The sequence below is a fragment of the Micromonospora sp. NPDC048063 genome (assembly GCF_043202855.1).
In the GTDB taxonomy this organism is placed as follows: Bacteria; Actinomycetota; Actinomycetes; order Mycobacteriales; family Micromonosporaceae; genus Micromonospora.
The window spans coordinates 244865-267914 of sequence record NZ_JBIDBG010000003.1 but is presented as its reverse complement, the minus strand read 5'-3'; the positions used below and the strand labels follow the sequence as shown (position 1 = coordinate 267914).

At 74.2% G+C, this 23050-nt stretch carries 21 protein-coding genes and 2 pseudogenes; 5 read left to right on the top strand and 18 right to left on the bottom strand.

Annotation, left to right across the window (positions count from 1 at the left end; translation table 11 throughout):
• Window positions 1-16 precede the first annotated feature (16 nt).
• Window positions 17-568: a GNAT family N-acetyltransferase gene (locus ACGFZ2_RS09630; RefSeq protein WP_393265556.1), complete on the top strand. Its 552-nt coding sequence runs from the start codon at window positions 17-19 to the stop codon at window positions 566-568.
• Here ACGFZ2_RS09630 and ACGFZ2_RS09625 read toward each other — a convergent pair.
• Window positions 485-1774 carry a glycosyltransferase 87 family protein gene (locus tag ACGFZ2_RS09625; protein WP_393451794.1) on the bottom strand — a complete coding sequence of 430 codons (1290 nt, stop codon included), beginning with the start codon at window positions 1772-1774 and terminating at the stop codon, window positions 485-487. The two genes, ACGFZ2_RS09630 and ACGFZ2_RS09625, sit on opposite strands and share 84 nt — an antisense overlap.
• 35 nt (window positions 1775-1809) lie before the next feature.
• Between ACGFZ2_RS09625 and ACGFZ2_RS09620 the strand changes: the two are divergent.
• The 3 genes and pseudogenes from ACGFZ2_RS09620 to ACGFZ2_RS09610 form a co-directional block, all read left to right on the top strand.
• Window positions 1810-2385: pseudogene (locus ACGFZ2_RS09620) on the top strand (GNAT family N-acetyltransferase); the annotation flags it as partial.
• 145 nt (window positions 2386-2530) lie between these two features.
• Complete coding sequence (locus ACGFZ2_RS09615; RefSeq protein WP_393451791.1) at window positions 2531-3562, top strand: sigma-70 family RNA polymerase sigma factor; 1032 nt, start codon at window positions 2531-2533, stop codon at window positions 3560-3562.
• A gap of 82 nt (window positions 3563-3644) precedes the next feature.
• Window positions 3645-3863: pseudogene (locus ACGFZ2_RS09610) on the top strand (VOC family protein); the annotation flags it as partial.
• Window positions 3864-3889: 26 nt separating this feature from the next.
• On the opposite strand, the gene ACGFZ2_RS09605 reads toward ACGFZ2_RS09610, so the two are convergent.
• The 7 genes from ACGFZ2_RS09605 to truB all read right to left on the bottom strand — a co-directional run bounded on the left by ACGFZ2_RS09605 (window position 3890) and on the right by truB (window position 11813).
• Window positions 3890-4372 carry a GNAT family N-acetyltransferase gene (locus tag ACGFZ2_RS09605; protein WP_393265564.1) on the bottom strand — a complete coding sequence of 161 codons (483 nt, stop codon included), beginning with the start codon at window positions 4370-4372 and terminating at the stop codon, window positions 3890-3892.
• A gap of 108 nt (window positions 4373-4480) precedes the next feature.
• A complete protein-coding gene (gene dapB, locus ACGFZ2_RS09600) occupies window positions 4481-5254 on the bottom strand; it encodes a 4-hydroxy-tetrahydrodipicolinate reductase (RefSeq protein ID WP_393451788.1) in 774 nt (257 codons plus the stop codon).
• An 89-nt stretch (window positions 5255-5343) separates the two neighbouring features.
• On the bottom strand, window positions 5344-6768 hold the full coding sequence (locus ACGFZ2_RS09595) for a M16 family metallopeptidase (RefSeq protein WP_393451785.1): 1425 nt from the start codon (window positions 6766-6768) through the stop codon (window positions 5344-5346).
• Between the two features lie 52 nt (window positions 6769-6820).
• Window positions 6821-9205 (bottom strand): polyribonucleotide nucleotidyltransferase, encoded by a 2385-nt coding sequence (locus ACGFZ2_RS09590; RefSeq protein ID WP_393265573.1) that lies wholly within the window; start codon window positions 9203-9205, stop codon window positions 6821-6823.
• 228 nt (window positions 9206-9433) lie between these two features.
• Window positions 9434-9703, bottom strand: coding sequence for a 30S ribosomal protein S15 (rpsO, locus tag ACGFZ2_RS09585; RefSeq protein ID WP_043962418.1), 270 nt, complete (start codon window positions 9701-9703; stop codon window positions 9434-9436).
• Window positions 9704-9884: 181 nt separating this feature from the next.
• A complete protein-coding gene (locus tag ACGFZ2_RS09580) occupies window positions 9885-10814 on the bottom strand; it encodes a bifunctional riboflavin kinase/FAD synthetase (protein WP_393451782.1) in 930 nt (309 codons plus the stop codon).
• A 114-nt stretch (window positions 10815-10928) separates the two neighbouring features.
• Window positions 10929-11813 (bottom strand): tRNA pseudouridine(55) synthase TruB, encoded by an 885-nt coding sequence (gene truB, locus ACGFZ2_RS09575; protein ID WP_393451779.1) that lies wholly within the window; start codon window positions 11811-11813, stop codon window positions 10929-10931.
• 185 nt (window positions 11814-11998) lie between these two features.
• Between truB and ACGFZ2_RS09570 the strand changes: the two genes are divergently transcribed.
• Window positions 11999-13024, top strand: a complete 1026-nt coding sequence (locus ACGFZ2_RS09570; protein WP_393451776.1) for a hypothetical protein — start codon at window positions 11999-12001, stop codon at window positions 13022-13024.
• A gap of 51 nt (window positions 13025-13075) precedes the next feature.
• Here ACGFZ2_RS09570 and ACGFZ2_RS09565 read toward each other — a convergent pair whose 3' ends face one another.
• The 10 genes from ACGFZ2_RS09565 to ACGFZ2_RS09520 all read right to left on the bottom strand — a co-directional run bounded on the left by ACGFZ2_RS09565 (window position 13076) and on the right by ACGFZ2_RS09520 (window position 23043).
• On the bottom strand, window positions 13076-14401 hold the full coding sequence (locus tag ACGFZ2_RS09565; RefSeq protein WP_393451773.1) for an MATE family efflux transporter: 1326 nt from the start codon (window positions 14399-14401) through the stop codon (window positions 13076-13078).
• Between the two features lie 47 nt (window positions 14402-14448).
• The gene (locus ACGFZ2_RS09560) at window positions 14449-15312 is read right to left on the bottom strand and encodes a DMT family transporter (RefSeq protein ID WP_393452564.1); all 864 of its coding nucleotides are present in this window, start codon (window positions 15310-15312) and stop codon (window positions 14449-14451) included.
• A gap of 367 nt (window positions 15313-15679) precedes the next feature.
• A complete protein-coding gene (locus tag ACGFZ2_RS09555; protein ID WP_393451770.1) occupies window positions 15680-16192 on the bottom strand; it encodes an adenylate kinase in 513 nt (170 codons plus the stop codon).
• Between the two features lie 538 nt (window positions 16193-16730).
• Window positions 16731-16940, bottom strand: coding sequence for a DUF6186 family protein (locus ACGFZ2_RS09550; protein ID WP_393266999.1), 210 nt, complete (start codon window positions 16938-16940; stop codon window positions 16731-16733).
• Complete coding sequence (locus ACGFZ2_RS09545) at window positions 16940-17347, bottom strand: hypothetical protein (protein WP_350680576.1); 408 nt, start codon at window positions 17345-17347, stop codon at window positions 16940-16942. The genes ACGFZ2_RS09550 and ACGFZ2_RS09545 overlap by 1 nt, the downstream gene beginning before the upstream one ends.
• 86 nt (window positions 17348-17433) lie before the next feature.
• Window positions 17434-18411, bottom strand: a complete 978-nt coding sequence (locus ACGFZ2_RS09540; RefSeq protein WP_393267002.1) for a bifunctional oligoribonuclease/PAP phosphatase NrnA — start codon at window positions 18409-18411, stop codon at window positions 17434-17436.
• A 101-nt stretch (window positions 18412-18512) separates the two neighbouring features.
• On the bottom strand, window positions 18513-18992 hold the full coding sequence (gene rbfA / locus ACGFZ2_RS09535; RefSeq protein ID WP_393451767.1) for a 30S ribosome-binding factor RbfA: 480 nt from the start codon (window positions 18990-18992) through the stop codon (window positions 18513-18515).
• Window positions 18993-19233: 241 nt separating this feature from the next.
• The gene (locus ACGFZ2_RS09530) at window positions 19234-19527 is read right to left on the bottom strand and encodes a DUF503 domain-containing protein (protein WP_091096658.1); all 294 of its coding nucleotides are present in this window, start codon (window positions 19525-19527) and stop codon (window positions 19234-19236) included.
• An 87-nt stretch (window positions 19528-19614) separates the two neighbouring features.
• On the bottom strand, window positions 19615-22617 hold the full coding sequence (infB, locus tag ACGFZ2_RS09525) for a translation initiation factor IF-2 (RefSeq protein ID WP_393451764.1): 3003 nt from the start codon (window positions 22615-22617) through the stop codon (window positions 19615-19617).
• A gap of 93 nt (window positions 22618-22710) precedes the next feature.
• Window positions 22711-23043, bottom strand: a complete 333-nt coding sequence (locus ACGFZ2_RS09520) for a YlxR family protein (protein ID WP_350704988.1) — start codon at window positions 23041-23043, stop codon at window positions 22711-22713.
• Window positions 23044-23050: the final 7 nt, after the last annotated feature.

Here is a 23050-nt window from a genome sequence, read left to right as displayed (position 1 = left end):
GGCATAGAACGGACGCATGCTCACGATCCGGCACGAGGAGCCCGAGGACGCCGAGGCGGTCGCCCGGGTGCACATCCACGGGTGGCAGGCCGGCTACGCGGGGATCATGCCCGACGAGGTGCTGCGGCGGCTCAACGTCGCGGCGTGGGCGCAGCGCCGCCGGGACCTCGGCACCGCCGATCCGGAGCACCCGTTCACCACCCTGCTCGCAGAGGCCGACGGGACGCTGGCCGGGTTCACCACGTTCGGCCCGTACCGGATCAACCAGGACCGGGGCGACCTCGACCTCGCGCACGGGGAGGTGGTGGCGATGTACGTCGAGCCGGCGCACTGGGGCGACGGCACGGCGGGGGCGCTGCTGGCCTCGGCCCGCGCCGGCCTGGCCGGGCGGGGCTGGTCCGACTACCGGCTCTGGGTGCTGGCCGACAACCACCGGGCCCGCCGGTTCTACGAGCGGGCGGGGCTGTCACCGGACGGTGAGCGGTCAACCTACCCGGTGCCGTTGGCCGGCGGGCGACCCCCGGTCGGGCTCGTCGAGCTGCGGTACGCCGGACGCCTCGACGGCTGACCTGGCCGGCGTCGCCCGGCGGCGGCTGATCCGGCCGGCGTCGCCCAGGCGACGGACCGGCAGAAACGCCAGCAGCGCCAGGCTGATCCAGACGTAGGTGTTGCTGCCGAGGAAGCCGTCGAGCCCGGTGAAGTCCTTCTCCCAGGCCCAGACGATCCGGCTGATCAGGAAGCCGTACCCGACGATCGCGGCGCCCAGCAGGACGCGGCGTCGGCGGCCGCCGGCCGGTGCGGCCACGCCGTTGTCCACCAGCAGGATCAGCGCGGGCAGCAACCAGACCAGGTGGTGCACCCAGGTGACCGGGCTGACCAGGCACATCACCGCGCCGGTCAGCGCCAGGCCGGTCGCCTCGTCGCCGGCGGCCACGGCGGCCCGGGAGCGCCACGCCCACAGCGCCAGCGTGGCGAGCACCAGCGCCAGCCAGGCCAGGGTGCTCGGGTGTTCCGGATTCAGCCGGGCGACCACCCCGCGCAGCGACTGGTTGGAGACGAACGCCAACTCGCCCACCCGGCCGGTGTTCCACAGCGCCTCGGTCCAGAACTCCCGCGACGCGTCGGGGAAGAGCGCGGCGGCGAACAGGGTCGCGCCGGCCGCGGCGGCCATCGAGGTGAGCGCGGCCCGCCAGCGCCGGGTGACCAGCAGGTAGACGATGAAGATGCCCGGGGTCAGCTTGATCGCCGTGGCCAGGCCGATGCCCACCCCGGCCCAGCGGTTGCCGGCCGGCAGCAGCCGGAGCAGGTCGACCGCGACCAGGAAGAGCAACAGCATGTTGACCTGGCCGAAGTTGACCGTCTCGCGCATCGGCTCGTACGCGGCGGCCAGGCAGAGCGCCACGGCGAGGGCGTACCAGCGGGTCCAGCCGGCCCGGCGGGAGATCGGGTCGACCAGCCACCAGAACAGCACGGCGGTGACCACCACGCTGGCGGCCACGCTCACCACGATCGCCGCCGACCACGGCAGGTACGCCATCGGCAGCATGACCAGGGCGGCGAAGGGCGGATAGGTGAAGCCGTACTGCGTGCCGGGCTTGAGGAAGTCGTAGATCTCCCCGCCGTCGTGCACCCACCAGGTCAGCGCGCCGTAGTAGACCTTCAGGTCGAAGAATCCGTGTCGGACGGCCGCCACGGACAAAAACGCGGCCACCGCGACGGCGAGCCCCACCACGCTCACGACCTGCCGGACCGTCCGTCGGGGACCCTGCGCCACCGTCGCCTCCCTCGCCCTGCGTAGGCTTCCGTCCCATGGCTCTCGGGTACGTCCGCCCGGCGCGTCCGGAAGACGCCGGCGAGATCGCACGCATCCAGCTCGCGACCTGGCGGGTCGCCTATCGCCGGATCCTGCCCCGGCACGTGCTCGACAACCTGGACGAGACGTGGCTCGCCCGGCGGTGGAGCGCGGCGGTGCAGGAGCCGCCCTCCGGCACGCATCGGGTGCTCGTCGCCGTCGAACAGGCCGAGCAATCGTATCTGGTGGGGTTCGCCGCCTCCGGTCCGGCCGATGCCGAGGCACTCGCTCCGGGCGAGCCGGCCGAGGCGCTCGGGCCGGGCGTGGCGGCGGTGACCGACCTGCTGGTGGAGCCGCGCTGGGGGCGGCGCGGGCACGGTAGCCGGCTGCTCGCCGCGACCGTCGACCTGTGGCGCGCCGACGGGTTCGCCCGGGCGGTGGCCTGGGCGTTCGACGACGACGAGGCGACCCGCAAGTTCCTCACCAGCACCGGCTGGGAGCCCGACGGCGCGGCGCGTGCCCTGGACGTGGACGACATGCTCGTCCCGCAACTGCGCCTGCACGTGGCGGTGCCGACGGAGGCGGACCCCGCGGACGCGACGCCCACGGAGGCGACGCTGCCGGACGTCCCGCCGGCCGGGTCGGTGCCGTCGCCGGCGCCCCCCGTGGACTGACGACAGGCCTCCGCGCGGGCCCGGATCGGCGGACACTGTCGGGGGCGTCGCCTACGGTGACCCCATGACCGCAGCGACGGCGACCAGCGGAGCGGGCGTGGCCCACGGCGGCGCGACCGGTCGCGACCCCGACGGTGCCGCCGGGCCGGCGTCGGGCCCGGCCGACGCGACGTTCGAGGCGCACCGGGTCGGGCTGACCGGTTACTGCTACCGGATGCTCGGTTCGATCTTCGACGCCGAGGACGCGGTGCAGGAGACGCTGCTGCGCGCCTGGCGCGGGCGTGACGGATTCCAGGCCCGGTCCTCCACCCGGACGTGGCTCTACCGGATCGCCACCAACGTCTGCCTGGACCAGTTGCGGGGGCGGGCCCGGCGGGCCCTGCCGATGGAGTTCGGCGGGCCGGACGAGCCGGTCCTCGCCGCGCTGGGCGCGCCGGCGCCCGAGCGCTGGGTGGGCCCCGCGCCGGACGCGGCCGTGCTGCCGTCCGGTGATCCGGCGGCGGTGGCCGAGGCCCGCGAGTCGGTCCGGCTGGCGTTCGTCGCCGCTCTGCAGCACCTGCCGCCCCGGCAACGGGCCGTGCTGATCCTGCGCGACGTGCTGCGCTGGCGGGCCGACGAGACCGCCGAGCTGGTCGGCGCCTCGGTCGCGGCGGTGAACAGCGCCCTCCAGCGGGCCCGCGCCACCCTGGCCGCCCGCGACGGGCTGCCGCGCGCCCCGCTCGACGGGCGGCAGCGCGACCTGCTCGACCGCTACGTCGCCAGCTTCGAGCGCTACGACATCGACTCGCTCGTCGCGCTGCTGCGGGAGGACGCGGTGCAGAGCATGCCGCCGTTCGCGCTGTGGCTGCGCGGCCCCGGGGACATCCGGCGGTGGATGCTCGGCCCGGGCGCCGAGTGCCGCGGCTCGCGGCTGGTGCCGGTGTCCGCCAACGGCGGCGCCGCCTTCGGTCACTACCGCCCCGACCCGGCGGGCGGGCACCGGCCGTTCAGCGTCCACGTGCTCGAGTTCTCGGCGGGGCGGATCAGCCGGCTCACCCACTTCCTCACGCCGGAGCTGTTCGCGCGGTTCGGGCTGCCGCACCGCCTCGACCCCTGAGCCGGGCCGCCGCGCCCGCCCCGACCCGCCGGGGCGATGAGTTCCGAAGGCCCGGGCCGTCCACCCCTCGTACGCCACGACAAGGAGGAGCGACATGTTCACGGACACGAAGGCGATGAGCAGCTTCGCGGTGGACGACATCGACCGGGCCGTCGACGAGCTGACCGGGCGCGGCGTCCGGTTCGAGCGCTACCCCGGCATGCCGCAGGACGACAAGGGCGTCATGCGCGGCCAGGGGCCGTCGATCGCCTGGTTCACCGACCCGGCCGGCAACATCCTCTCCGTGCTCCAGGAGGGCTGACGCCCCGCCCGCGAACCGGCGGGCGGTCAGGCGGAGGCGGCGGGGCGCAACTCGGCGACCAGTTCGTCGTCCTCCATCGCGCCGGTGGGCGTGAAGCCCAGGCTCGTGTAGAGCCGGGCGGCCGAGGCGTTGTCGGGGTGGTAGGAGAGCCGGACGGGGTGCCCGCCGTCCTGGGCGGCGAGCCACGCGGCGAGGGTGCGCACGGCCGCCCGGCCGACGCCCCGGCCCTGCTCGGCCGCGTCGATGACCATCCCACCGATCCAGCGCGAGCCGTCGTCGTCCACGCCCCACATGACGTGCCCGGCCACCGTCTCGTCCGCGTACACGGCGAGCGAGTTCCAGACGTCGGAGCGCATCGTCAGCAGCAGGTAGCGGGCGGCCAGGGCCGGCACCCAGGCGCGCTGGTCGTCGCGGGGGGCGACGTCGGCCACCGCCCGCCAGTTGTCGTCGTCCACGGGGCGCAGGGTGACCCGGCGGCCCGCCCGGTCGAGGATGTCAGCGTCGATCACCCGGGCAGCCTAGGAGCCGCCCGGCAGCCACGCGACGGGATTCCCCCGGCGGTGAGCTGCATCTCGCCCATCAGGTGGCTGGAGACGAAGACGGTCCGACCCTCGGCGTCAGTCGAGCAGGGCGTCCAGGCCGACGGTCAGCCCCGGCCGGTTGCGGACCGCGCGGACGGCCAGCAGCACGCCCGGCATGAACGACGCCCGGTCGTACGAGTCGTGCCGGATGGTCAGCGTCTCGCCGGTGGTGCCGAAGAGCACCTCCTGGTGGGCGACGAGGCCGGTGGCGCGCACGGCGTGCACGCGTACTCCCTCGATGTCGGCACCCCGGGCGCCCGCCACCTCGTCCTTTGTCGCGTCGGGCGCCGGACCCAGCCCGGCCTCGGCGCGGGCCGCGGCGATCAGCCGCGCGGTGTGCGTGGCGGTGCCGCTGGGCGCGTCCAGCTTGCGGGGGTGGTGCTGCTCGACGATCTCGACCGACTCGAAGTGCCGGGCCGCGCGGGCGGCGAACTGCATCATCAGCACCGCGCCGATGCCGAAGTTGGGGGCGATCACCACGCCCACGCCGGGCTTGCGGGCCAGCCAGCCGCGCACCCGATCCAGCCGCTGCTCGGTGAAGCCGGTGGTGCCGACGACCGCGTTGATGCCCTGGTCGATGCACCAGTGCAGGTTGTCCATGACGACGTCGGGCGTGGTGAAGTCGACGACCACCTCGGCCCCGGCGTCGGAGGCCGCGAACAGGCCGTCGCCCTGGTCGACCATGGCCACGAGTTCCATGTCGCCGGCGGCGTCCACGGCCTTGCACACCTCGACGCCCATCCGGCCCCGGGCGCCCAGCACGCCGACCCGGATCGGCTCGTCCGCGCTCTTCTCCTGCTCGTCAGTCACGGGGCACAACCTATCCCAATCGGGACGTCCGCATCCCGCCGGACCCGAGGCAGGGCCCGGCCACGGGCGCGGGCGGGTGGCGCGGCCGGTCAGCGGGCGGAGAAGTCGCCCTCGCCGAACGGGCCGACCACGGCCAGCGACATCGGCCGGCTCAGCAACTCGGCGGCGAGGGTGTTCACGTCGGCCACGGTGACCGCGTCGACCCGACGGAGCAGCTCGTCGACCGGCATCAGGTCGCCGTAGAGCAGCTCGCCCTTGGCCAGCCGGCTCATCCGCGAGCCCGTGTCCTCCAGGCCCAGCACGAACGAGCCCTTGCTCATTCCCTTGCCGCGGGCCACCTCGGCCTCGGTCAGGCCGTCGGCGGCCACCCGGGCGAGTTCGGCCCGGGTCAGCTCCAGCACCTCGTCCACCTTGCCGGGCGCGCAGCCGGCGTAGACGGCGAAGAGGCCGCTGTCGGCGTACTGGCTGGCGTAGGAGTAGACCGAGTAGGCCAGGCCACGCTGCTCGCGGATCTCCTGGAACAGCCGGCTCGACATGCCGCCGCCGAGGACGTTGTTGAGCACGCCGAGGGCGAAGCGGCGCTCGTCCATCCGGTCGATGCCGGGGCAACCGAGGATGACGTGCGCCTGCTCGGTCTCCTTCGGCTCCACCAGGGTGGCGGCGGGCCTGGTGCGTACCGCCGGGGTGGCCGACCGGTGCGGCGCCGGCACCGCCGGGTCGGTGTCCAGCGGGGTGCCGCGCAGCGCCTGGCGGACGAGCTTCACCACCGCGGTGTGGTCCAGGTTGCCGGCGGCGGCGATGACGATCTGCGGGGCGGTGTAGCGGCGGCGGTAGAAGCCCTGGATCTGCCGCCGGGTCATCGGGGTGACCGTCTCCTCGGTGCCGGAGATCAGCCGGCCCAGCGGGTGGTCGCCGTAGACCGCCCGGGCGAAGAGGTCGTGCACCTCGTCGCCGGGCTCGTCGTCGTGCATGGCGATCTCTTCGAGGATCACGCCCCGCTCGGTCTCCACGTCGGCCGGCTTCAGCACCGAGTCGGCGACCAGGTCGCACATGACGTCGATGGCCAGCGGCAGGTCCTCGTCGAGCACCCGGGCGTAGTAGCAGGTGTATTCCTTCGTGGTGAAGGCGTTGGTCTCGCCGCCCACCGCCTCGATCTCGGAGGAGATGTCCAGGGCGCTGCGCTTGTTGGTGCCCTTGAACAGCAGGTGCTCCAGGAAGTGCGCCGCGCCGGCCTGCGGGCCGGTCTCGTCGCGGGAGCCGACCGCGACCCAGATGCCGAACGACACGCTGCGCATCGCCGGGATCGCCTCGGTGAGCACGCGCAGCCCGCTGGGCAGCACGGTACGGCGTACCGTGCCGCCCAGCGGGTCGTCACTGATCGTGCGGGTCACCGCCCGGGAGGCGCCGCCGGAGCGGGCCCCTCCGGTGCCGCGGAACGCGGCGTCCGAGGGGCCCGGGAACGACGCCACCCCCCGTCGATCCGGCGGAAACGGCGCACGAACGGCCCGACTCACGTGTTGTTGCTCCCAGATCGACGAGGGGTGGGTGGTGCGGTGCGCTGGTGCGTCAGCTGTGCCGGGTCCGGCGGCGCGGACGCTCGCCGCCCTCGCCACCCTCGCCGCCGCCCTGGCCGCGCTCGCCGCCGCCCGGGCCACGACCGCCCCGGTCGCCGCCGCGGTCGCGGTCGCCGCGGTCGCGCGGGCCCCGGTCACCCCGGTCCCGGCCGGCCGGCCGCTCGCCACCGGCGGCCTCGTCGGCGGCCGGCGCCTCGGCACCCTCCGGGCGGACCTTGTCCAGGTAGATCTTGCCGCGGGCGTCGATGTCGGCGATCTCGACCTCGACCCGGTCGCCGACGTTGAGGAAGTCCTCGACCTTCTCGACCCGCTTGCCGTCGCCCACCTTGGAGATGTGCAGCAGGCCGTCGCGGCCCGGCAGCAGCGAGACGAACGCGCCGAACGCGGCGGTCTTCACCACGGTGCCGAGGAACTTGTCGCCGACCTTCGGCAGCGTCGGGTTGGCGATCGCGTTGATCCGCTCGACCGCGGCCTGGGCCGACGGGCCGTTGGTCGCGCCGACGTAGATCGTGCCGTCGTCCTCGATGGAGATCTCGGCACCGGTCTCGTCCTGGATGGCGTTGATGGTCTGCCCCTTCGGGCCGATCACCATGCCGATCTTGTCCACCGGGATCTTGACGGTGGTGACCCGCGGCGCGTAGTCCGACATCTCGGCCGGGGCCTCGATGGCCCGCTGCATCACGTCGAGAATGGTCTGCCGGGCCTCGTGCGCCTGCTGGAGCGCGGCGGCCAGCACGTCCGACGGGATGCCGTCGAGCTTGGTGTCGAGCTGGAGCGCGGTGACGAAGTCCCGGGTGCCGGCGACCTTGAAGTCCATGTCGCCGAACGCGTCCTCGGCGCCGAGGATGTCGGTCAGCGTCACGTACTGGGTCTTGCCGTCGACCTCGTCGGAGATGAGGCCCATGGCGATGCCGGCGACCGGCGCCTTCAGCGGCACACCGGCGGACAGCAGGCCCAGCGTCGAGGCGCAGACCGAGCCCATCGAGGTGGAGCCGTTAGAGCCGAGCGCCTCGGAGACCTGCCGGATGGCGTACGGGAACTCCTCGCGCGACGGCAGCACCGGGATCAGCGCCCGCTCGGCGAGCGCGCCGTGGCCGATCTCGCGCCGCTTCGGCGAGCCGACCCGGCCGGTCTCACCGGTCGAGTACGGCGGGAAGTTGTAGTTGTGCATGTAGCGCTTGGACTTCTCCGGGGAGAGGGTGTCCAGCGACTGCTCCATGCGCAGCATGTTCAGCGTGGTGACGCCCAGGATCTGCGTCTCGCCGCGCTCGAACAACGCCGAGCCGTGCACCCGCGGCAGCACGCCGACCTCGGCGGTCAGCGGGCGGATGTCGCGCGGGCTGCGGCCGTCGATGCGGACCTGCTCGCGCAGCACCCGGTTGCGGACCTCGGACTTGGTCAGCGACCGGAGGGCCGCGCTGAGCTCCTTCTCCCGGCCCTCGAAGCGCGGACCGAGCTCGGCCAGCACGCGGCCCTTGATCGCGTCCAGGGCCTCCTCACGGACCGCCTTGCCGGCGATCTGCAGGGCCTCGGCGACGTCGGCGCGGGCCACGTCGGCCACCGCGTCGTACGCGTCGTCCTGGTAGTCCAGGAAGACCGGGAACTCGGCGACCGGCTTGGCGGCCACGTCGGCCAACTCGCTCTGCGCGCGGCACAGCTCGCGGATGGCCGGCTTGGCGGCCTCCAGGCCGCTCGCCACGACCTCCTCGGTCGGGGCGGGGGCGCCGCCGGCGACCAGCGCCACGGTGTGCTCGGTGGCCTCGGCCTCGACCATCATGATCGCGACGTCGCCGTCGGCCAGGGCGCGGCCGGCCACCACCATGTCGAAGGTGGCCCGGGCCAGCTCCTCGTGGGTCGGGAAGGCGACCCACTGGCCGTCGACGTGCGCCATCCGGGTCGCCCCGATCGGGCCGGAGAACGGCAGGCCGGAGAGCTTGGTCGACATCGACGCGGCGTTGATCGCCACGACGTCGTAGGGGTGCTGCGGGTCGAGCGCGAGGACGGTCTCGACGACCTGGACCTCGTTGCGCAGGCCCTTGACGAACGACGGGCGCAGCGGCCGGTCGATCAGCCGGCAGGTGAGGATCGCGTCCTCGCTGGGGCGGCCCTCACGGCGGAAGAACGAGCCGGGGATACGGCCCGCGGCGTACATCCGCTCCTCGACGTCGACGGTCAGCGGGAAGAAGTCGAACTGCTCCTTCGGCTGCTTGCCGGCGGTGGTGGCGGAGAGGACGACCGTCTCGCCGAGCTGGGCGATGACGGAGCCGGCGGCCTGGCGGGCCAGCCGGCCGGTGGAGAAGGTGATCTCACGGGTGCCGAAGGACCCGTTGTCGATCACGGCGGTGCGGGATTCGGTGCCGAGGTTGGTCTCGGTCATGGTGCTGTCGTGCTCCTTCGCATCGGGGGCCCACGACGCGGGAGCTGCTCAGACGGCCGGTCTTCGATCGAAGCGCCCGGGTGGCCGGCGAGGTGCCGGGGTGCCCGGGGGCCACTACCGGAGACCGGTACGCTGACCTGCTCCCATTCTCGGGTGGTCGCGCGACCCTGGTTTTCGGGTGGTACCGGAGCGGGGGAGCGGCCCGAGTCAGGCCACTCCCCCGTCACGTCACCGGCGCAGACCGAGCCGCTCGATGAGCGACCGGTAGCGGTTGATGTCCTTCTTCTGGACGTAGTTGAGCAGCCGACGGCGACGGCCGACCAGCAGCAGCAGCCCGCGGCGGCTGTGGTGGTCGTGCTTGTGCACCTTCAGGTGCTCGGTGAGCTCGGCGATCCGCTTGGTGAGGACCGCGACCTGCACCTCCGGCGAACCGGTGTCGCCCTCGGCGGTCGCGTACTCCGCGCGGATCTTGGCCTTGGCTTCCTGGTCGAGCGCCATGTTCTCCCTGTTTCGTGGGTTGTTCGATGATGTCCGTCGGATCGGTCGGTGGACCGGAAACGGACCGGTACCTCGCACCCGCGGCGTCGTGCAGGCACGCGAGGCCCCACGTCGGTCAGCCGACGTCCCCGCCAGACTACCAGTACGGCCGGGCGCCGGCCGGTCAAGGGCCGCGAGGCGGTCAGCCGAGGGCCCGGCGGGTCCGCTCGACGTCCTGCCCCATCTGGGCGATCAACGGCTCGATCGCGTCGTATCGGATCTGCCCGCGCAGGTGCGCGACGAAGTCCAGTGCCAGCCGCTCGCCGTAGAGGTCGCCGTCGAAGTCCAGCACGTACGCCTCCACCCGCCGCTCCCGCCCGGAGAAGGTCGGATTGGTGCCGACCGACACCGCCGCCCCCAGCGGTTCGGCGTGGCCCCGGCGCACCAGCCGGGCGGCGTAGACGCCGTCGGCGGGCACCGCCGCGTACCGGTGACAGAGCAGGTTGGCGGTGGGGAAGCCCAGCTCACGGCCGCGCTGGTCGCCGCGGACCACCACGCCCTCCAGCCGGTGCGGGCGGCCGAGCGCGGCGGCGGCGGCCACCACGTCCCCCGCGTCGACGCAGGAGCGGATGTACGTGGACGAGAAGACGGTGCCCGCCTCGGCGACCAGCGGGGCCCCCTCGACGCCGAAACCGAAGGTGCGGCCGAGCCGCTCCAGCAGCGCCACGTCGCCGGCGGCGCGGTGCCCGAAGCGGAAGTTCTCCCCCACCACGACCAGGGCGGCGTGCAGGTGCTCGACCAGGACGTCGTGCACGAACGCCTCGGCGGGCAGCCGGGAGAACTCCGGGGTGAACGGCACCACGCACAGCACGTCCACGCCGAGCGCCTCGATCAGCTCGGCCTTCCGGGCGGGCTCGGTGAGCACCGCCGGGTGCGAGCCGGGGCGGACCACCTCGGCCGGGTGCGGGTCGAAGGTGACCACCACCGACTGCACGCCCAGCTCGCGGGCCCGGGCCACGGCGTGCCCGATGGTCGCCTGGTGCCCCTTGTGCACGCCGTCGAAGACCCCGATGGTGACGACCGACCGCCCCCAGCCACCGGGCGCCGCGTCGTACCCCCGCCACCGCTGCATTGCGCTCCTCCCTGCCTCCGCCGGCCGGCGGTGTAAGGAAGGGCCCCTCATTAACGCCTGGTGTATAGGAAGGGCCCCTTGCTAACACTTTCCCGGCTGACCTGCGCCCCGCCGTCAGGCGGGGGCGAGCACGATCTCCGCGCGGGCCCGGCCGTCCCGCTCGCTGACGATAGCGATCAGCCCGCCGTCGGGGCCGAAGACCGCATAGGGGCCGGGAATGCCGGCCGGGTCGAGTGGCCCGCCGTGGGAGAGCACCTTCGCCTCGTCGGCGCCGGCGTCGCGCCGCGGGAAGAACCGGTCGGCCGCCGCGGCCAGCGGCAGGTGGACCACCTCGGGCGCGCGCCGCTCCAGCTCGTCGAGGGTGGCGGCCTCCGCGAGGGTGAAGCCGCCGACGGCGGTACGCCGCAGCGCGGTCAGGTGCCCGCCCACCCCGAGCGCCAGGCCCGCGTCCCGGGCGATGGCCCGGATGTACGTCCCGGAGGAGCAGGTCACGTCGATGTCGACGTCCACCACGTCGGGGGTGTCCCGGCGCACGGCCAGCAGGTCCAGCCGGGAGACGGTGACCCGGCGGGCGGGCAGCTCGACGCTTTCCCCCTCGCGCACCCGCTTGTACGCCCGCTGCCCGTCGACCTTGATCGCGCTGACCGCGCTCGGCACCTGGTCGATCTCGCCGGTCAGCGCGGCGAGGGCGGCGTGGATCGCCTCGTCGGTGACCCGGCCGGCCGGAGTGGTGGCGATCACGTCGCCCTCGCCGTCGTCGGTGACGGTGGCCTGGCCGAGCCGGACGGTGGCCGTGTAGCTCTTGTGCGCGCCGATCACATAGGTGAGCAGGCGGGTGGCCCGGCCGACCCCGATCACCAGCACGCCGGTGGCCATCGGGTCGAGGGTGCCGCCGTGCCCCACCCGGCGGGTCCGCGCCAACCGGCGGATCCGCGCCACCACGTCGTGCGACGTCATGCCGCCGGGCTTGTCGACCACGATCAGACCGTCTGCGCTCACGACACCCAAGCCTGCCAGACCGGCTCGGACGCCCCGTCGCCGCCGTACGCGGGTCGGGTGGACGGCCGGCGCGGCGTCCACCGGTCGGACAGCGCTGCCCGGCGGCGACCGAACGGGACCACGGCGGCGCGCGGCGGGTGCGAAGATCATGCGCCCCCTCCCCGCACTCCCACCTGGACAGCCGAATGAGCACCGACCAGCGGCCGAACGAGCCGACCGCGCCTTTCGACCCGTACGCCGACCAGCCCGCGGAGCCGGTCCGCGTCCCGACCTGGATGCGCGAGCCGGAGACGGAGCGCGCGCTGACCCGCCCGGAGCGGTTGCGGCTGGGCTGGGCGAGGCAGAGCGGGAAGCTGCTGGGCGGCGTCGCCGCCCTGGTGACGCTCTCGTTCCTCGCGGTGGTGGGCACCATCGGATTCGGCGTCTACGAACGGGTCCGCGACAACGAGCCCATCCTGCCCGACCGCCGGGCCGTGCCCGGCCAGGTCCGTCCCACTGACGCCGACGGCAACTCGGTGAGCCCGTGGGCGGCCACTCCGGCGGAGTCGTTCGCCGCCGGGAAGGACGCCATCGTCCTGCCGCCGGCGAAGACGGCCGCGCCGTTCACGGCGAAGCAGGTCGCCGAGGGTCTGGCAAAGGTCCGGCAGGCGCTCGTCGAGGGCCGCGTCGACAGGTCGATGCTGGTGGTCAACGACCCGGAGCCCTTCCTCGGGCTGATCGCGCCCGACAATCGGGACGACGTCCGGCGCGACCTGGCCGACGGCGCGGCGCTGAACTACGTGACCCGGGTGGACAACAAGGCCGACCCGCGGCTGGACAACGCCGACACCGTCCGCGCCCGGGGCACCGTCACCTACCGGGCGACCACCGATGCCGACGGCTTCCGGGTGTTGGAGATCACCACCAGCTTCATCTGGGTCTACCACTTCGACCTCTGGCGGGCGCAGGAGTACCCGCCGGGAGCCGAACTGGTCACGGTGCGCGACGAGGTGGTCTGGCACCTGCCGCACCCCGACGACGTGCGGCCCTCCTCACGGGGGCTGTGGGTGCACGAGGCGGCGAGCACCCTGTTCAACGCCGACTGCGCCGGAATCAAGCGGGGCTTCCTGGCCCTGGCCCCCGAGGAGCCGCTGCGCAGCCGGCCCTCGGCACGGCCGACCGGCAACGTCTACGACCCGGGTTGGCGGCCCGGCGACGGCGAAAGCTGCTGAGCCGCGACGACCCGAGCGCCCTTGCTGGCGCTCCCACCTCGCTGGCGGCGGTCAGCGCACCGCGCCGACCACGGCCCAGCCGCCCGAGCGCAGCCGCAGCAGCAGGGCGACCAGCCGGATCACCACGAACAGCGTGAGCCCGGCCCAGATGCCGCCGAGCCCGAGGTCGAGCCCGTACGCCAGCCAGATGGCGGGCAGGAAGCCGCCGAGGGCGGCCACGATGGTCAGGTTGCGCAGGTAGCGGACGTCCCCGGCGCCGATCAGCACGCCGTCGAGGGCGAACACGACGCCGGCCAGCGGCTGCATCGCCACGAACCACGGCCAGGCCAGCATCGCCTGGTCGCGTACCTGCGGATCGGAGCTGAACCAGCCGGGGACGACGCCGGCGCCGGCGGCGATGAGCACCGCGAACGCCACGCCGCAGGCACCGCCGAGCAGCCCGATCCGGCGGGCGAGGGCCCGGGCCCCGGCGGCGTCGTTGCCGCCGAGCGCGGCACCGACCAGCGACTGGGCGGCGATGGCGAGCGCGTCGAGCACCAGCGCGGTGAAGAACCAGAGTTGCAGGGCGATCTGGTGGGCGCCCACGGCGGCGGCCCCGAAGCGGGCGGCGACGGCGGTGGCGGAGAGGAAGCTCGCCTGGAACGCGACGCCCCGGATCAGCAGGTCCCGGCTGAGCACCAGTTGCTGCCCGATCAGCCGGGGCCGGGGCCGCAGCGGGACCCGCTCGGCGACCAGCGCCCCGGCGAAGAGCGCCCCGCCGATGGTCTGGGCGACCACGTTGGCCACCGCGGAGCCGACCAGGCCGAGGCCGAGCGGGTAGACCAGCAGGGGGCAGAGCACGGCGGAGAGCAGGTTCGGCCCGAGCACGAACGCCAGCGGCCGGCGGGTGTCCTGCACGCCGCGCAGCCAGCCGTTGCCGGCGGCGGCGAGCAGCAGGCCCGGGGCACCGAGCGCCGCGACCCGCAGCCACTGCGCGGCGGCGTCGGCCACCTCGCCAGGGCCTCCGGCGAGCGTACGCGCCAGCGCCCCGCCGCCGACCTGCATGCCGACCGCGACCAGCACGCCCACCCCGAGCGCCAGCCAGGAGGACTGCACGCCCTCGGCGACGGCGGCGGCCCGGTCGCCGGCCCCGAAGCGCCGGGCCGACCGCCCGGTGGTGCCGTACGCGACCACGGTGCCGAGCCACGCGATGAGGGTCAGCACCGTGCCGCCGACGGCGAGCGCGGCGAGCGGCACCCGGCCGAGGTGCCCCACCACCGCCGTGTCCACGAGCACGTAGAGCGGTTCGGCGGCCAGCACCACCAGCGCCGGCAGGGCGAGCGCGGCGATCCGGCGGGGTGACGCGGCGGGGGCGGCGGCGACGGCTGGCTGACTCATCGCCGCCGATCCTGGCACGGGCACGGTAAGGATCGCAAGCTATCAGATCACTTACCGGGTAAGAGGTGGACGACGGTCACGGCACCGAGCAGGAGCACTCCCCCGACGGCCACCCCCACGGGCAGCGTCTCGCCGACGAGCCACCCGGCGAGCAGCACGGCGGTGAGCGGCTCCGCCAGGGTCGACAGCGCGGCGGCGCTGCCCGTGGTGGTGCGCAGCCCGGCGTAGAACAGGGCGTACGCCACGGCCGTGGTGACCACCCCGAGATGGACCAGCAGGCCGACGGGCGCGAGCCGGGCCGGAACGGCGATCCCCCCGGCCAGCGCGACCGGCGCCAGAGCCACCGCGCCCACCACGACGGAGACGGTGGTGAGCGTCATCGGCGCGACACGACGCGCGGCATGCCGGCTCAGCACGATGCTGGCGGCATAGCCGACACCCGAGCCGAAGGCCGCGAGCAGGCCGAACAGCGGGCGCGGCGCGGCGGCGCCCGGCTGCCCGGCAGACACCGTGACGAGCACGAGGCCGGCGACGCCGGCCACCAGGGCGCCCAGCAGGGTCCGCCCGGGCAGCCGCCGCACGCGCAGGGTCTCCCACGCGAAGATGAGGACCGGGGCGAGCCCGAGGCTGACCAGCGTGGCCACCCCGACGCCGCCCGCCGCGACGGCGACGAAGTAGAGGGCCTGATAGGCCCCGAGACCAACCCCGATCAGGACGAGGACCACCGGTTCCGACCGCAGCGCCGCCAGCACCGGTCCCAGCCGGTGCGCCACGAGGGCGAGCAGCGCCACCGCGCCGATGGCGAGGCGGTAGAAACCGATGCCTGCCGGCGTCAGCGCGGTGGACTCGCGGACGAGTTGCACGGCGACACCGGTGGTGCCCCACAGCACGGCGGCGACGGTGACGTACAGCAGGCCGACACGAAGGCCGGCAGGGGACGAACGGCGGGGTTCTGGGGTGGACGGAGATTCGGACGACCAGGAAAGGGACGATCGGGACACGGGTGCGCTCCACGGAAGAATCGAGCCGCTGACAGAGGTGACGTCTGTCGGAGCGCACACAGGACGGACGGGCCGCGGGCGGCGGTGGCTCGGCCGGGATCGGCGGGAGGCCCGTCGTCCGGGCAGGTCGCACCGCGAGGGCCGGTGGTCACCCGGGCTCGGGGGACCCACCGGTGGCGTGACGCTCCGGTCAGGAGCGCGGTGGGGGCAGGACGCCGCGGAACGACCTCATGCGCGGACCCTATCGCAGCGCGTCCCCGCCGGCCCGGGTTTCTGCTCACGCCGGGGGCAGCTCGGCGAGCCAGCGGCGCACCTCGGCGCGGCTGCGCAGCCGGACCACCGGCAGCGCCGGCGCGTGCGTGGCGACCGCGGCGAGCAGGCGGGGCCGGGACCGGCGCGGATAGCGCCACACGTACCGGAGGAACTCGGCGTCGATCTTCTCCGGACAGCCGGGCGGGAGGTCGGGGCGGCCGGTGGCGCGGTACACCCACCGGCGGCGCAGCACCCGGCCGAGGCAGAGCAGCCGACCCGGGTCGCAGAGGACCAGCAGGTCGGCGCGGGGCAGGCGGAGGTCGAGGGTGCCGCCGTAGTTGCCGTCCATCACCCAGGACGGCCGGGCGGCGAGTTCGGCGACCGCGGCACGCCAGCGGGCATCGTCGGAGGCCACCCAGCCGGGCTGCCAGAAGTGCCGGTCCAGGTGGATCAACGGAAGGTCGAGCCGCTGCGCGACCTCGCGGGAGAGCGTGCTCTTGCCGGCGCCCGAACTGCCGGCGACGAGGATCCGACGCATGCGGCGACGGTAGCGGCCCGCCGGGGGCGCCCGCGACCGACGACGGGTGCGGGGCGGACAGCGACGGGCGCCGGACGGACGGTGACGCCGTCGGCGAAGGCCGTCGGCGGCGTCACCGCCGGTCGGCCTGGGTCACTGACGGGTGTCCATCGAGGTCTGCAGCGCGCGGCGCATCTGCTCGCGGGCCTCGTCGGTGGTCTCGGGCTTGGGCTTGCTCGGCATGGTGGTGGTCCCCTTCCAGGGCGCGGGCAGCCGCCGACGCGACGGCGGCCCTCACGGGCGGCGTGCTGAACGCCCGGCAGCGGTCCGGGGTCACCGGAGCGGCTGGTGGGCAGCGGGTGAGCCCGGGTCGGTCCGACCCTGGAGGGAGGCGTTGCCGGGTGTGGCACCACCGCCCACGACCGGCGCCGCCACACGACGCCGGCCGATTCCCAAGTTATCGTTCAGGTCCACATGCTGCCCACGGTTCCCGCGATCTGGACTCACATTGGTCCGTCGGGTCGTCCCGGGTCGCGGACCGGCGGGGGGAGGCCGGCAGTCAGCGGGCCAGGAAGTGCCAGCCGAGCCACCACCAGAAGCCGAAGAGCCCGATCCGGCCGACCGGCACCGGCCCCACCTCGTAGCGCATCACGTACGCGCAGACCTCGCCGAGCGTCGGGATCCGGGAGCCCTCGCGCCGGGCCGCCCACTCGACGGCGGCGAAGAGCACCAGCGCGGCCAGGAAGCCGCCGATCGCCATCGCCCGCATCATCGCCGCACCAACCCCCAGAACGCGGACAGCCAGGCCAGCCAGGCGGCCGACCGGACCAGCCGGTCCTCCAGCATCGGATCCGCCAGCCGGGAGAAGGTGGGGAAGTCGTCCCCGACCGCCAGCACGAACGTGGCCCCCTCGAAGACCCCGAAGACCACCACCGGAAGGGCCCACCAGGCCGCCGGGGCGCCGAGCCGGCGCGGGGCCGGCCGCCGGGGCACCCGGTTGCTCAGGCCCAGCCAGATCAACACGCCGCCGGTGCCGAGGGTCCAGAGGTTGGCCTCCGTCGAGAACGACGGGAACCGGCCGCCGACCAGCGAGAGGCAGACGAGCACCGGCACGGTGACGGCGGGACGGTCCCAGGCGCGGGGCGCCTCGACGGTGAGGTCGTGGGGCTGCTCCATCCCGCGATTCTCCCCGGACTCGCCGAGCGCGGGAAGACGGACACTCCCCGGAGCTGACCCTGATCTTCCCGTGCGGGCCCGCCGGGTCAGCGCCGGTCGGGCCCGGTCAGCGCGCCGTCGAGCTCCGCGCGGATCCGGTCGACGACCTCGTCGACCGTCCCCCGCCCGGTGAATCCGGCGGCGAAACGGTGCCCGCCGCCGCCCAGCGCGACCGCCACCCGGCTGACGTCCACCGCGCCCTTGCTGCGCATCGACACGGCCCAGTCGCCGGTCGCGGTCTGCTTGACCACACAGCTCACGTCGGCCTCTGCGGTGCACCGGACCGAGTCGATCAGCGCCTCCAGCACGTACGCCGGCTGGTCGTGCCGGGCCAGGTCGTCCTGCGTGGCGTACGTCCAGACGAGGCCGTGCCCGACGGCCGCGGCCGGCTCCAGGCGCGCCCGGCCGAGCACCTCGCCGAAGAGGCGGACGGCGCCGAACGGCCGGGTGTCGAAGATCCGGCGGGAGATGTCACCGGGGCGGATGCCGGTGGCGATCAGGCGGGCCGCGAGCTGGTGCACCGCCGGCGTGGTCGCCTCGAACCGGAACGAGCCGGTGTCGGTGCTCAGGGCGACGTAGAGGCACTCCGCGATCTCCGCGTCCAGCGCGACGCCGAGCCGGGCGAGCAGCCCCTCGGCGACCACCGAGGTGGCCGCCGCGTGCGGGTCCACCAGGTTGACCCGGCCGAAGCGGGTGTTCGACGCGTGGTGGTCGAGCACCAGCGCGCCGCCGGCCGCGCCCAGCCGGTCGACCAGCTCGCCGAGCCGGGACTCGCTGGCCGCGTCGAAGCAGACGACCAGATCCGGGTCCGGGTACGCCTCGGTCGCCGGCACGAGCAGGTCGAGGCCGGGCAGGCCGCGGAACGGCTCGGGCACCTCCGGCGGGCCGGGGAAGGTCGCCTGCATCCGCCGTACGCCCAGCCGACGCAGCCCGAGCCCGAAGCCGAGCATGCTGCCCAGCGCGTCGCCGTCCGGGTTGACGTGGCAGATCAGCAGCACCCGCCCGTCCGGCGGCAGCCCCCGCACCGCCGCGACGGCCGCCGCCCAGTCCGCCTCGGCGGGGCCGGAGTCGGCCGGTGGCGTCGCCTCGGCGAGGGTGCCACCGGCCGGACCGCCGGACGGTTCGGTCACCGCTGGTCCCCGCCCCGGGGCGGAGCCTCGTCCTCGTCCTCGTCGTGGGCCTCGTCGTCGGAGTCCAGCCGGTACGGCTGGGCCTCGCCCGCGTACGCGGCCCTGGCGGCGAGCCGCTGCACCTCGGCGTCGGCGGTGCGGGCCTGGGCGAGCAGGTCGTCGATGTGCTTGACCTGGTCCTGGACGTCGTCGAGGACGAAGGTCAGGGTCGGCGAGTGCCGCAGGCCGAGCGCCTTGCCGACGGTGCTGCGCAGCATGCCCTTGGCGCTCTCCAGCGCCGCGGCGGTGCCGGACTGGGCCGCCGCGTCGCCGAGCACCGTGTAGAAGACGGTCGCGTCGCGCAGGTCGGCGGTGATCCGGGCGTCGGTAATGGTGATCATGCCGAGCCGGGGGTCCTTGATCTGGCTGCGCACCACCGACGCGACCAGTTCACGCACCCGCTCCGCGTGCCGGCGTACCTTGGCCGGATCCGACATTTCGCCACCTCCACGGCGTCCCGTTCCCGGCCGTCACCGGCGACGCGGAGCGCCCCGGAGCCGACCGGCCAACATCTCGAACACTACCCGCGCGGCGACCGCCGCCGCGCGTCGCCGGCGGTGCGCCGGCCCGGCCCGACGCCCGGCACACCCGCACCACCGGGGTCGTCACCGCCCGCCGCGCGCACCCGCGCCGCCGGGCGTCGGCACCGCCCGCCGGACGCGGGCACCCGCGCCGGCGTCAGTCCTCCTCGCCGTAGAGCCGCCGGCGCACCGAGAGCAACTCGGCCTCCGGCCGGCCGGCCACCAGGCGCTCGCAGGAGTCCAGCACCTCGCGGACGTGCGACGCCTCGGCGGCCACCACGGCCACGGCTATCTCGGCCCGACCGTGCAGGTCGAGCGCCCCGACCTCGGCGGCCGAGACCTCGAAGCGGCGCAGGGCCGCCACGATCGGGCGTACGTATGATCTCTTGGCCTTGAGCGACCGGGAGTCGCCCGGCAGCAGCAGGTCGAAGACCGCGGTTCCGGTGAACATCGCCCCGGACGATACCCGGACGTACCCCCACATGATCAAGGGGTTTACGCCTTTCGGCGTAAACCCCTCGATCAGTGGTTCACCGGATCAGGCGCGAGCCTTCTCCCGCATCTCGAAGGTCTCGATGATGTCGCCGACCTGGACGTTGTTGTAACCACCCAGGGTCAGACCACACTCGAAGCCCTCGCGCACCTCCGTGGCGTCGTCCTTGAACCGCTTGAGCGAGCTGATGGTGAGGTTGTCCGCCACCACCGAGCCGTCGCGCAGCAGGCGCGCCTTGGCGTTGCGCCGGATGATGCCCGACCGGACGATGCAACCGGAGATGTTGCCGACCTTGGACGAGCGGAAGACGTCGCGGATCTCCGCGGTGCCCAGCTCGACCTCCTCGTACTCCGGCTTGAGCAGCCCCTTGAGGGCGGCGTCGATCTCCTCGATGGCCTGGTAGATGACGGTGTAGTACCGGATCTCCACGCCCTCGCGGTCGGCCATCTCGCGGACCTTGTTGGAGGCCCGCACGTTGAAGCCGATGATCGTGACCGCCTCGGACGAGGCGCTCGCGAGCATGACGTCGCTCTCGGTGATCGCACCCACGCCCCGGTGGATGATCCTGAGCTGGACCTCCTCCGGGATGTCGAGGTTGAACAGCGCGTCCTCGAGGGCCTCCACGGAACCGGAGACGTCGCCCTTGAGCACCAGGTTGAGCGAGGTCTTCTCGCCCTCCTTGAGCTGCTCCATGAGCGTCTCGAGGGTGGCCCGGCCACGGGAGTTGGCGAACGCCGCCGCCCGCCGCCGCGCCTGCCGCTGCTCGGCGATCTGGCGCACCGTGCGGTCGTCCTCGGCCGCCAGGAAGGTGTCACCCGCACCCGGCACCGCGGTCAGACCGAGCACCAGGACCGGACGGGCCGGACCCGCCTCGGCGACCTGGTTGCCGTTCTCGTCGAGCATCGCCCGGACCCGGCCGTGCGCCCCACCGGCGACGATCGAGTCGCCCGCCCGCAGGGTGCCCTTCTGCACCAGCACCGTCGCCACCGCGCCGCGGCCCTTGTCCAGGTGCGCCTCGATGGCCACACCCTGCGCCGGCCCGTCGATCGGAGCGGTCAGCTCCAGCGACGCGTCGGCGGTCAGCAGGACCGCCTCGAGCAGGTCGTCGATGCCGATGCCGGGCTTCGCCGCCACGTTGACGAACATCGTGTCGCCGCCGTACTCCTCGGCGACCAGCCCGTACTCGGTCAGCTGCTGGCGGACCTTGTCCGGGTTGGCCTCCGGCTTGTCGACCTTGTTGACCGCCACCACGATCGGCACGTCGGCCGCCTTGGCGTGGTTCAACGCCTCGATCGTCTGCGGCATCACGCCGTCGTCGGCCGCCACCACCAGCACCACGATGTCGGTCACCTGGGCACCACGGGCACGCATGGCGGTGAACGCCTCGTGACCCGGGGTGTCGATGAAGGTCACCGCCCGGTCCTCGCCCTCGTGCGGGACGTGGACCTGGTACGCGCCGATGTGCTGGGTGATGCCACCCGCCTCGCCGGCCACGACGTTCGCCTTGCGGATCGCGTCGAGCAGCTTGGTCTTACCGTGGTCGACGTGACCCATGACGGTCACGACCGGCGCACGGCTGACCAGGCGGTCCTCCGCGACCTCGGCGTCGAGGTCGATGTTGAACTGCGCGAGCAGCTCGCGGTCCTCGTCCTCCGGGCTGACGATCTGCACGTTGAAGCCGAGGTGCTCACCCAGCAGCTGCAGGGTGTCGTCGGAGCACGACTGGGTCGCGGTGACCATCTCGCCCAGGTTGAACATCTCCTGGACCAGCGAACCCGGGTTGGCGTTGATCTTGTCGGCGAAGTCCGACAGCGAGGCGCCACGGGAGAGCCTGATGACCTGACCCTGACCCCGGGGGGCACCCGAGCTCATGGTCGGGGCCGACAGGTTGTCGAACTCCTGTCTGCGCTGCTTCTTGGACTTGCGACCACGGGTCGGCCGGCCACCCGGACGCCCGAAGGCACCCGCGGCGCCACCGCCACGGCCACGACCGCCGCCACCGGGACGACCACCGCCACCAGCCGGGGCACCCGGACGGAAACCGCCGCCGGGAGCACCGCCGCCGCCACCACCGGGGCCGCCCCGGTAGCCACCGCCACCGCCGCCACCACCACCGGGACCGCCGCGGAAGCCACCGCCACCGCCGCCGCCACCGGGACGGAAGCCACCGCCACCGGGACGACCCGCGCCGCCGCCGGGGCCGCCACGTCCGCCACCGGGACCGCCGGGGCGACCCGTGGTGGGCCGCTGGCTCGGCATGGAGGCCGGGCTGGGCCGCGGCGGCATGGAGGCCGGGCTCGGCCGCGGCGGCATGCCCGCCGGGCTGGGCCGGGGACCGCCGGCACCGGCGGCCGGCGGCCGCTGCTGCTGCTGACCGCCCTGGATGCCGAACGGGTTGTTGCCGGCGCCGCGCGCCGGCGGGCGACCACCCGGCCGGGCACCCGGGCCCGGCTGCGGGGCGCCGGGACGACCCGCGGCCGGGGAACCCGGACGGGGCGGCACGGCGTTCGGGCCGGGACGCGGACCCGGACGGGGACCGCCCTCGGTCGGGGGCTCCCGTCGGACGTTCTCCCGCTGCTGCTGGCGGGCGGCCTGCGCGGCCTTGACCGCGGCCTCCTGCTCAGCCTTCAGCGCGGCGGCGCGCGCCTCGGCGGCCGCCACCTCGATGTCGTGCGCGCTCGCCGGCTTGGCGACCGGGGTCGCCGGCTGCGGCGGGCCGGGGACCGGGCCCTTGGGCTTCGGTCCAGGGGTCGGCGCGGCCGGCCGCCGCGGCGGCATCGGCTTGGCCGAGACCCGGGGGGCACCCGGGGTCGGGGACGGCGTCGGGGTCGGTGCCGGGCTCGGGGCTGCCGCCGGAGGGGCGGTCGGCGCCGAGGACCCACCGGCGGACGCGACGAATGCGCCACGCAGACGTCGGGCGACGGGCGCCTCGACGGTGCTGGACGCGGACTTCACGAACTCGCCCATCTCCTTGAGCTTGGCGAGAACGGTCTTGCTTTCGACCCCGAGCTCTTTCGCAAGCTCGTGTACGCGGGCCTTACCTGCCACTGCACTCCTCACTCCGAGGTCGTGCGGGCAGCACCCGCAGCGACCTCACTCGTGCACTTGAAGCCTGGTCATTTCAGGGACTTCATCGTGTGCTCATGTCGGTCGTCCTACCTTGCTAGCGACCCTCGCCCGGTCGGGCTGACCGGACGTAGTGGTTGGCGCATCGACGTGCTCCGCGAGCTCACCGTGGTCGAGGACCCCGGTGACGCGCAGCGCCCGCCCGAAGGCGCGCCGCCGCACCGCTTGCGCGAAGCAGGCCGGATCCGGGTGCATGTTCGCTCCCCGACCCGGCAGCCTGCGGGCCGGATCGGGCCGGAGGCTGTGACCAGCCTCGTCGCCGACCGCGACGATCCGCAGCAATTCGCTGGCCGGCGCACGTCGCCGGCAACCCACACAGGTGCGCTCCGGCAGCGCGCGTCGTACCACTGGAGAA

Bases quoted from the DNA above. Each gene is read 5' to 3' on its own strand.
- ACGFZ2_RS09630 (WP_393265556.1), top strand. From the start codon at position 17: ATGCTCACGATCCGGCACGAGGAGCCCGAGGACGCCGAGGCGGTCGCC.
- ACGFZ2_RS09615 (WP_393451791.1), top strand. From the start codon at position 2,531: ATGACCGCAGCGACGGCGACCAGCGGAGCGGGCGTGGCCCACGGCGGC.
- ACGFZ2_RS09590 (WP_393265573.1), bottom strand. From the start codon at position 9,205: ATGACCGAGACCAACCTCGGCACCGAATCCCGCACCGCCGTGATCGAC.
- rpsO (WP_043962418.1), bottom strand. From the start codon at position 9,703: ATGGCGCTCGACCAGGAAGCCAAGGCCAAGATCCGCGCGGAGTACGCG.
- ACGFZ2_RS09580 (WP_393451782.1), bottom strand. From the start codon at position 10,814: ATGCAGCGGTGGCGGGGGTACGACGCGGCGCCCGGTGGCTGGGGGCGG.
- ACGFZ2_RS09570 (WP_393451776.1), top strand. From the start codon at position 11,999: ATGAGCACCGACCAGCGGCCGAACGAGCCGACCGCGCCTTTCGACCCG.
- ACGFZ2_RS09565 (WP_393451773.1), bottom strand. From the start codon at position 14,401: ATGAGTCAGCCAGCCGTCGCCGCCGCCCCCGCCGCGTCACCCCGCCGG.
- ACGFZ2_RS09555 (WP_393451770.1), bottom strand. From the start codon at position 16,192: ATGCGTCGGATCCTCGTCGCCGGCAGTTCGGGCGCCGGCAAGAGCACG.
- ACGFZ2_RS09550 (WP_393266999.1), bottom strand. From the start codon at position 16,940: ATGCGGGCGATGGCGATCGGCGGCTTCCTGGCCGCGCTGGTGCTCTTC.
- ACGFZ2_RS09545 (WP_350680576.1), bottom strand. From the start codon at position 17,347: ATGGAGCAGCCCCACGACCTCACCGTCGAGGCGCCCCGCGCCTGGGAC.
- rbfA (WP_393451767.1), bottom strand. From the start codon at position 18,992: ATGTCGGATCCGGCCAAGGTACGCCGGCACGCGGAGCGGGTGCGTGAA.
- ACGFZ2_RS09530 (WP_091096658.1), bottom strand. From the start codon at position 19,527: ATGTTCACCGGAACCGCGGTCTTCGACCTGCTGCTGCCGGGCGACTCC.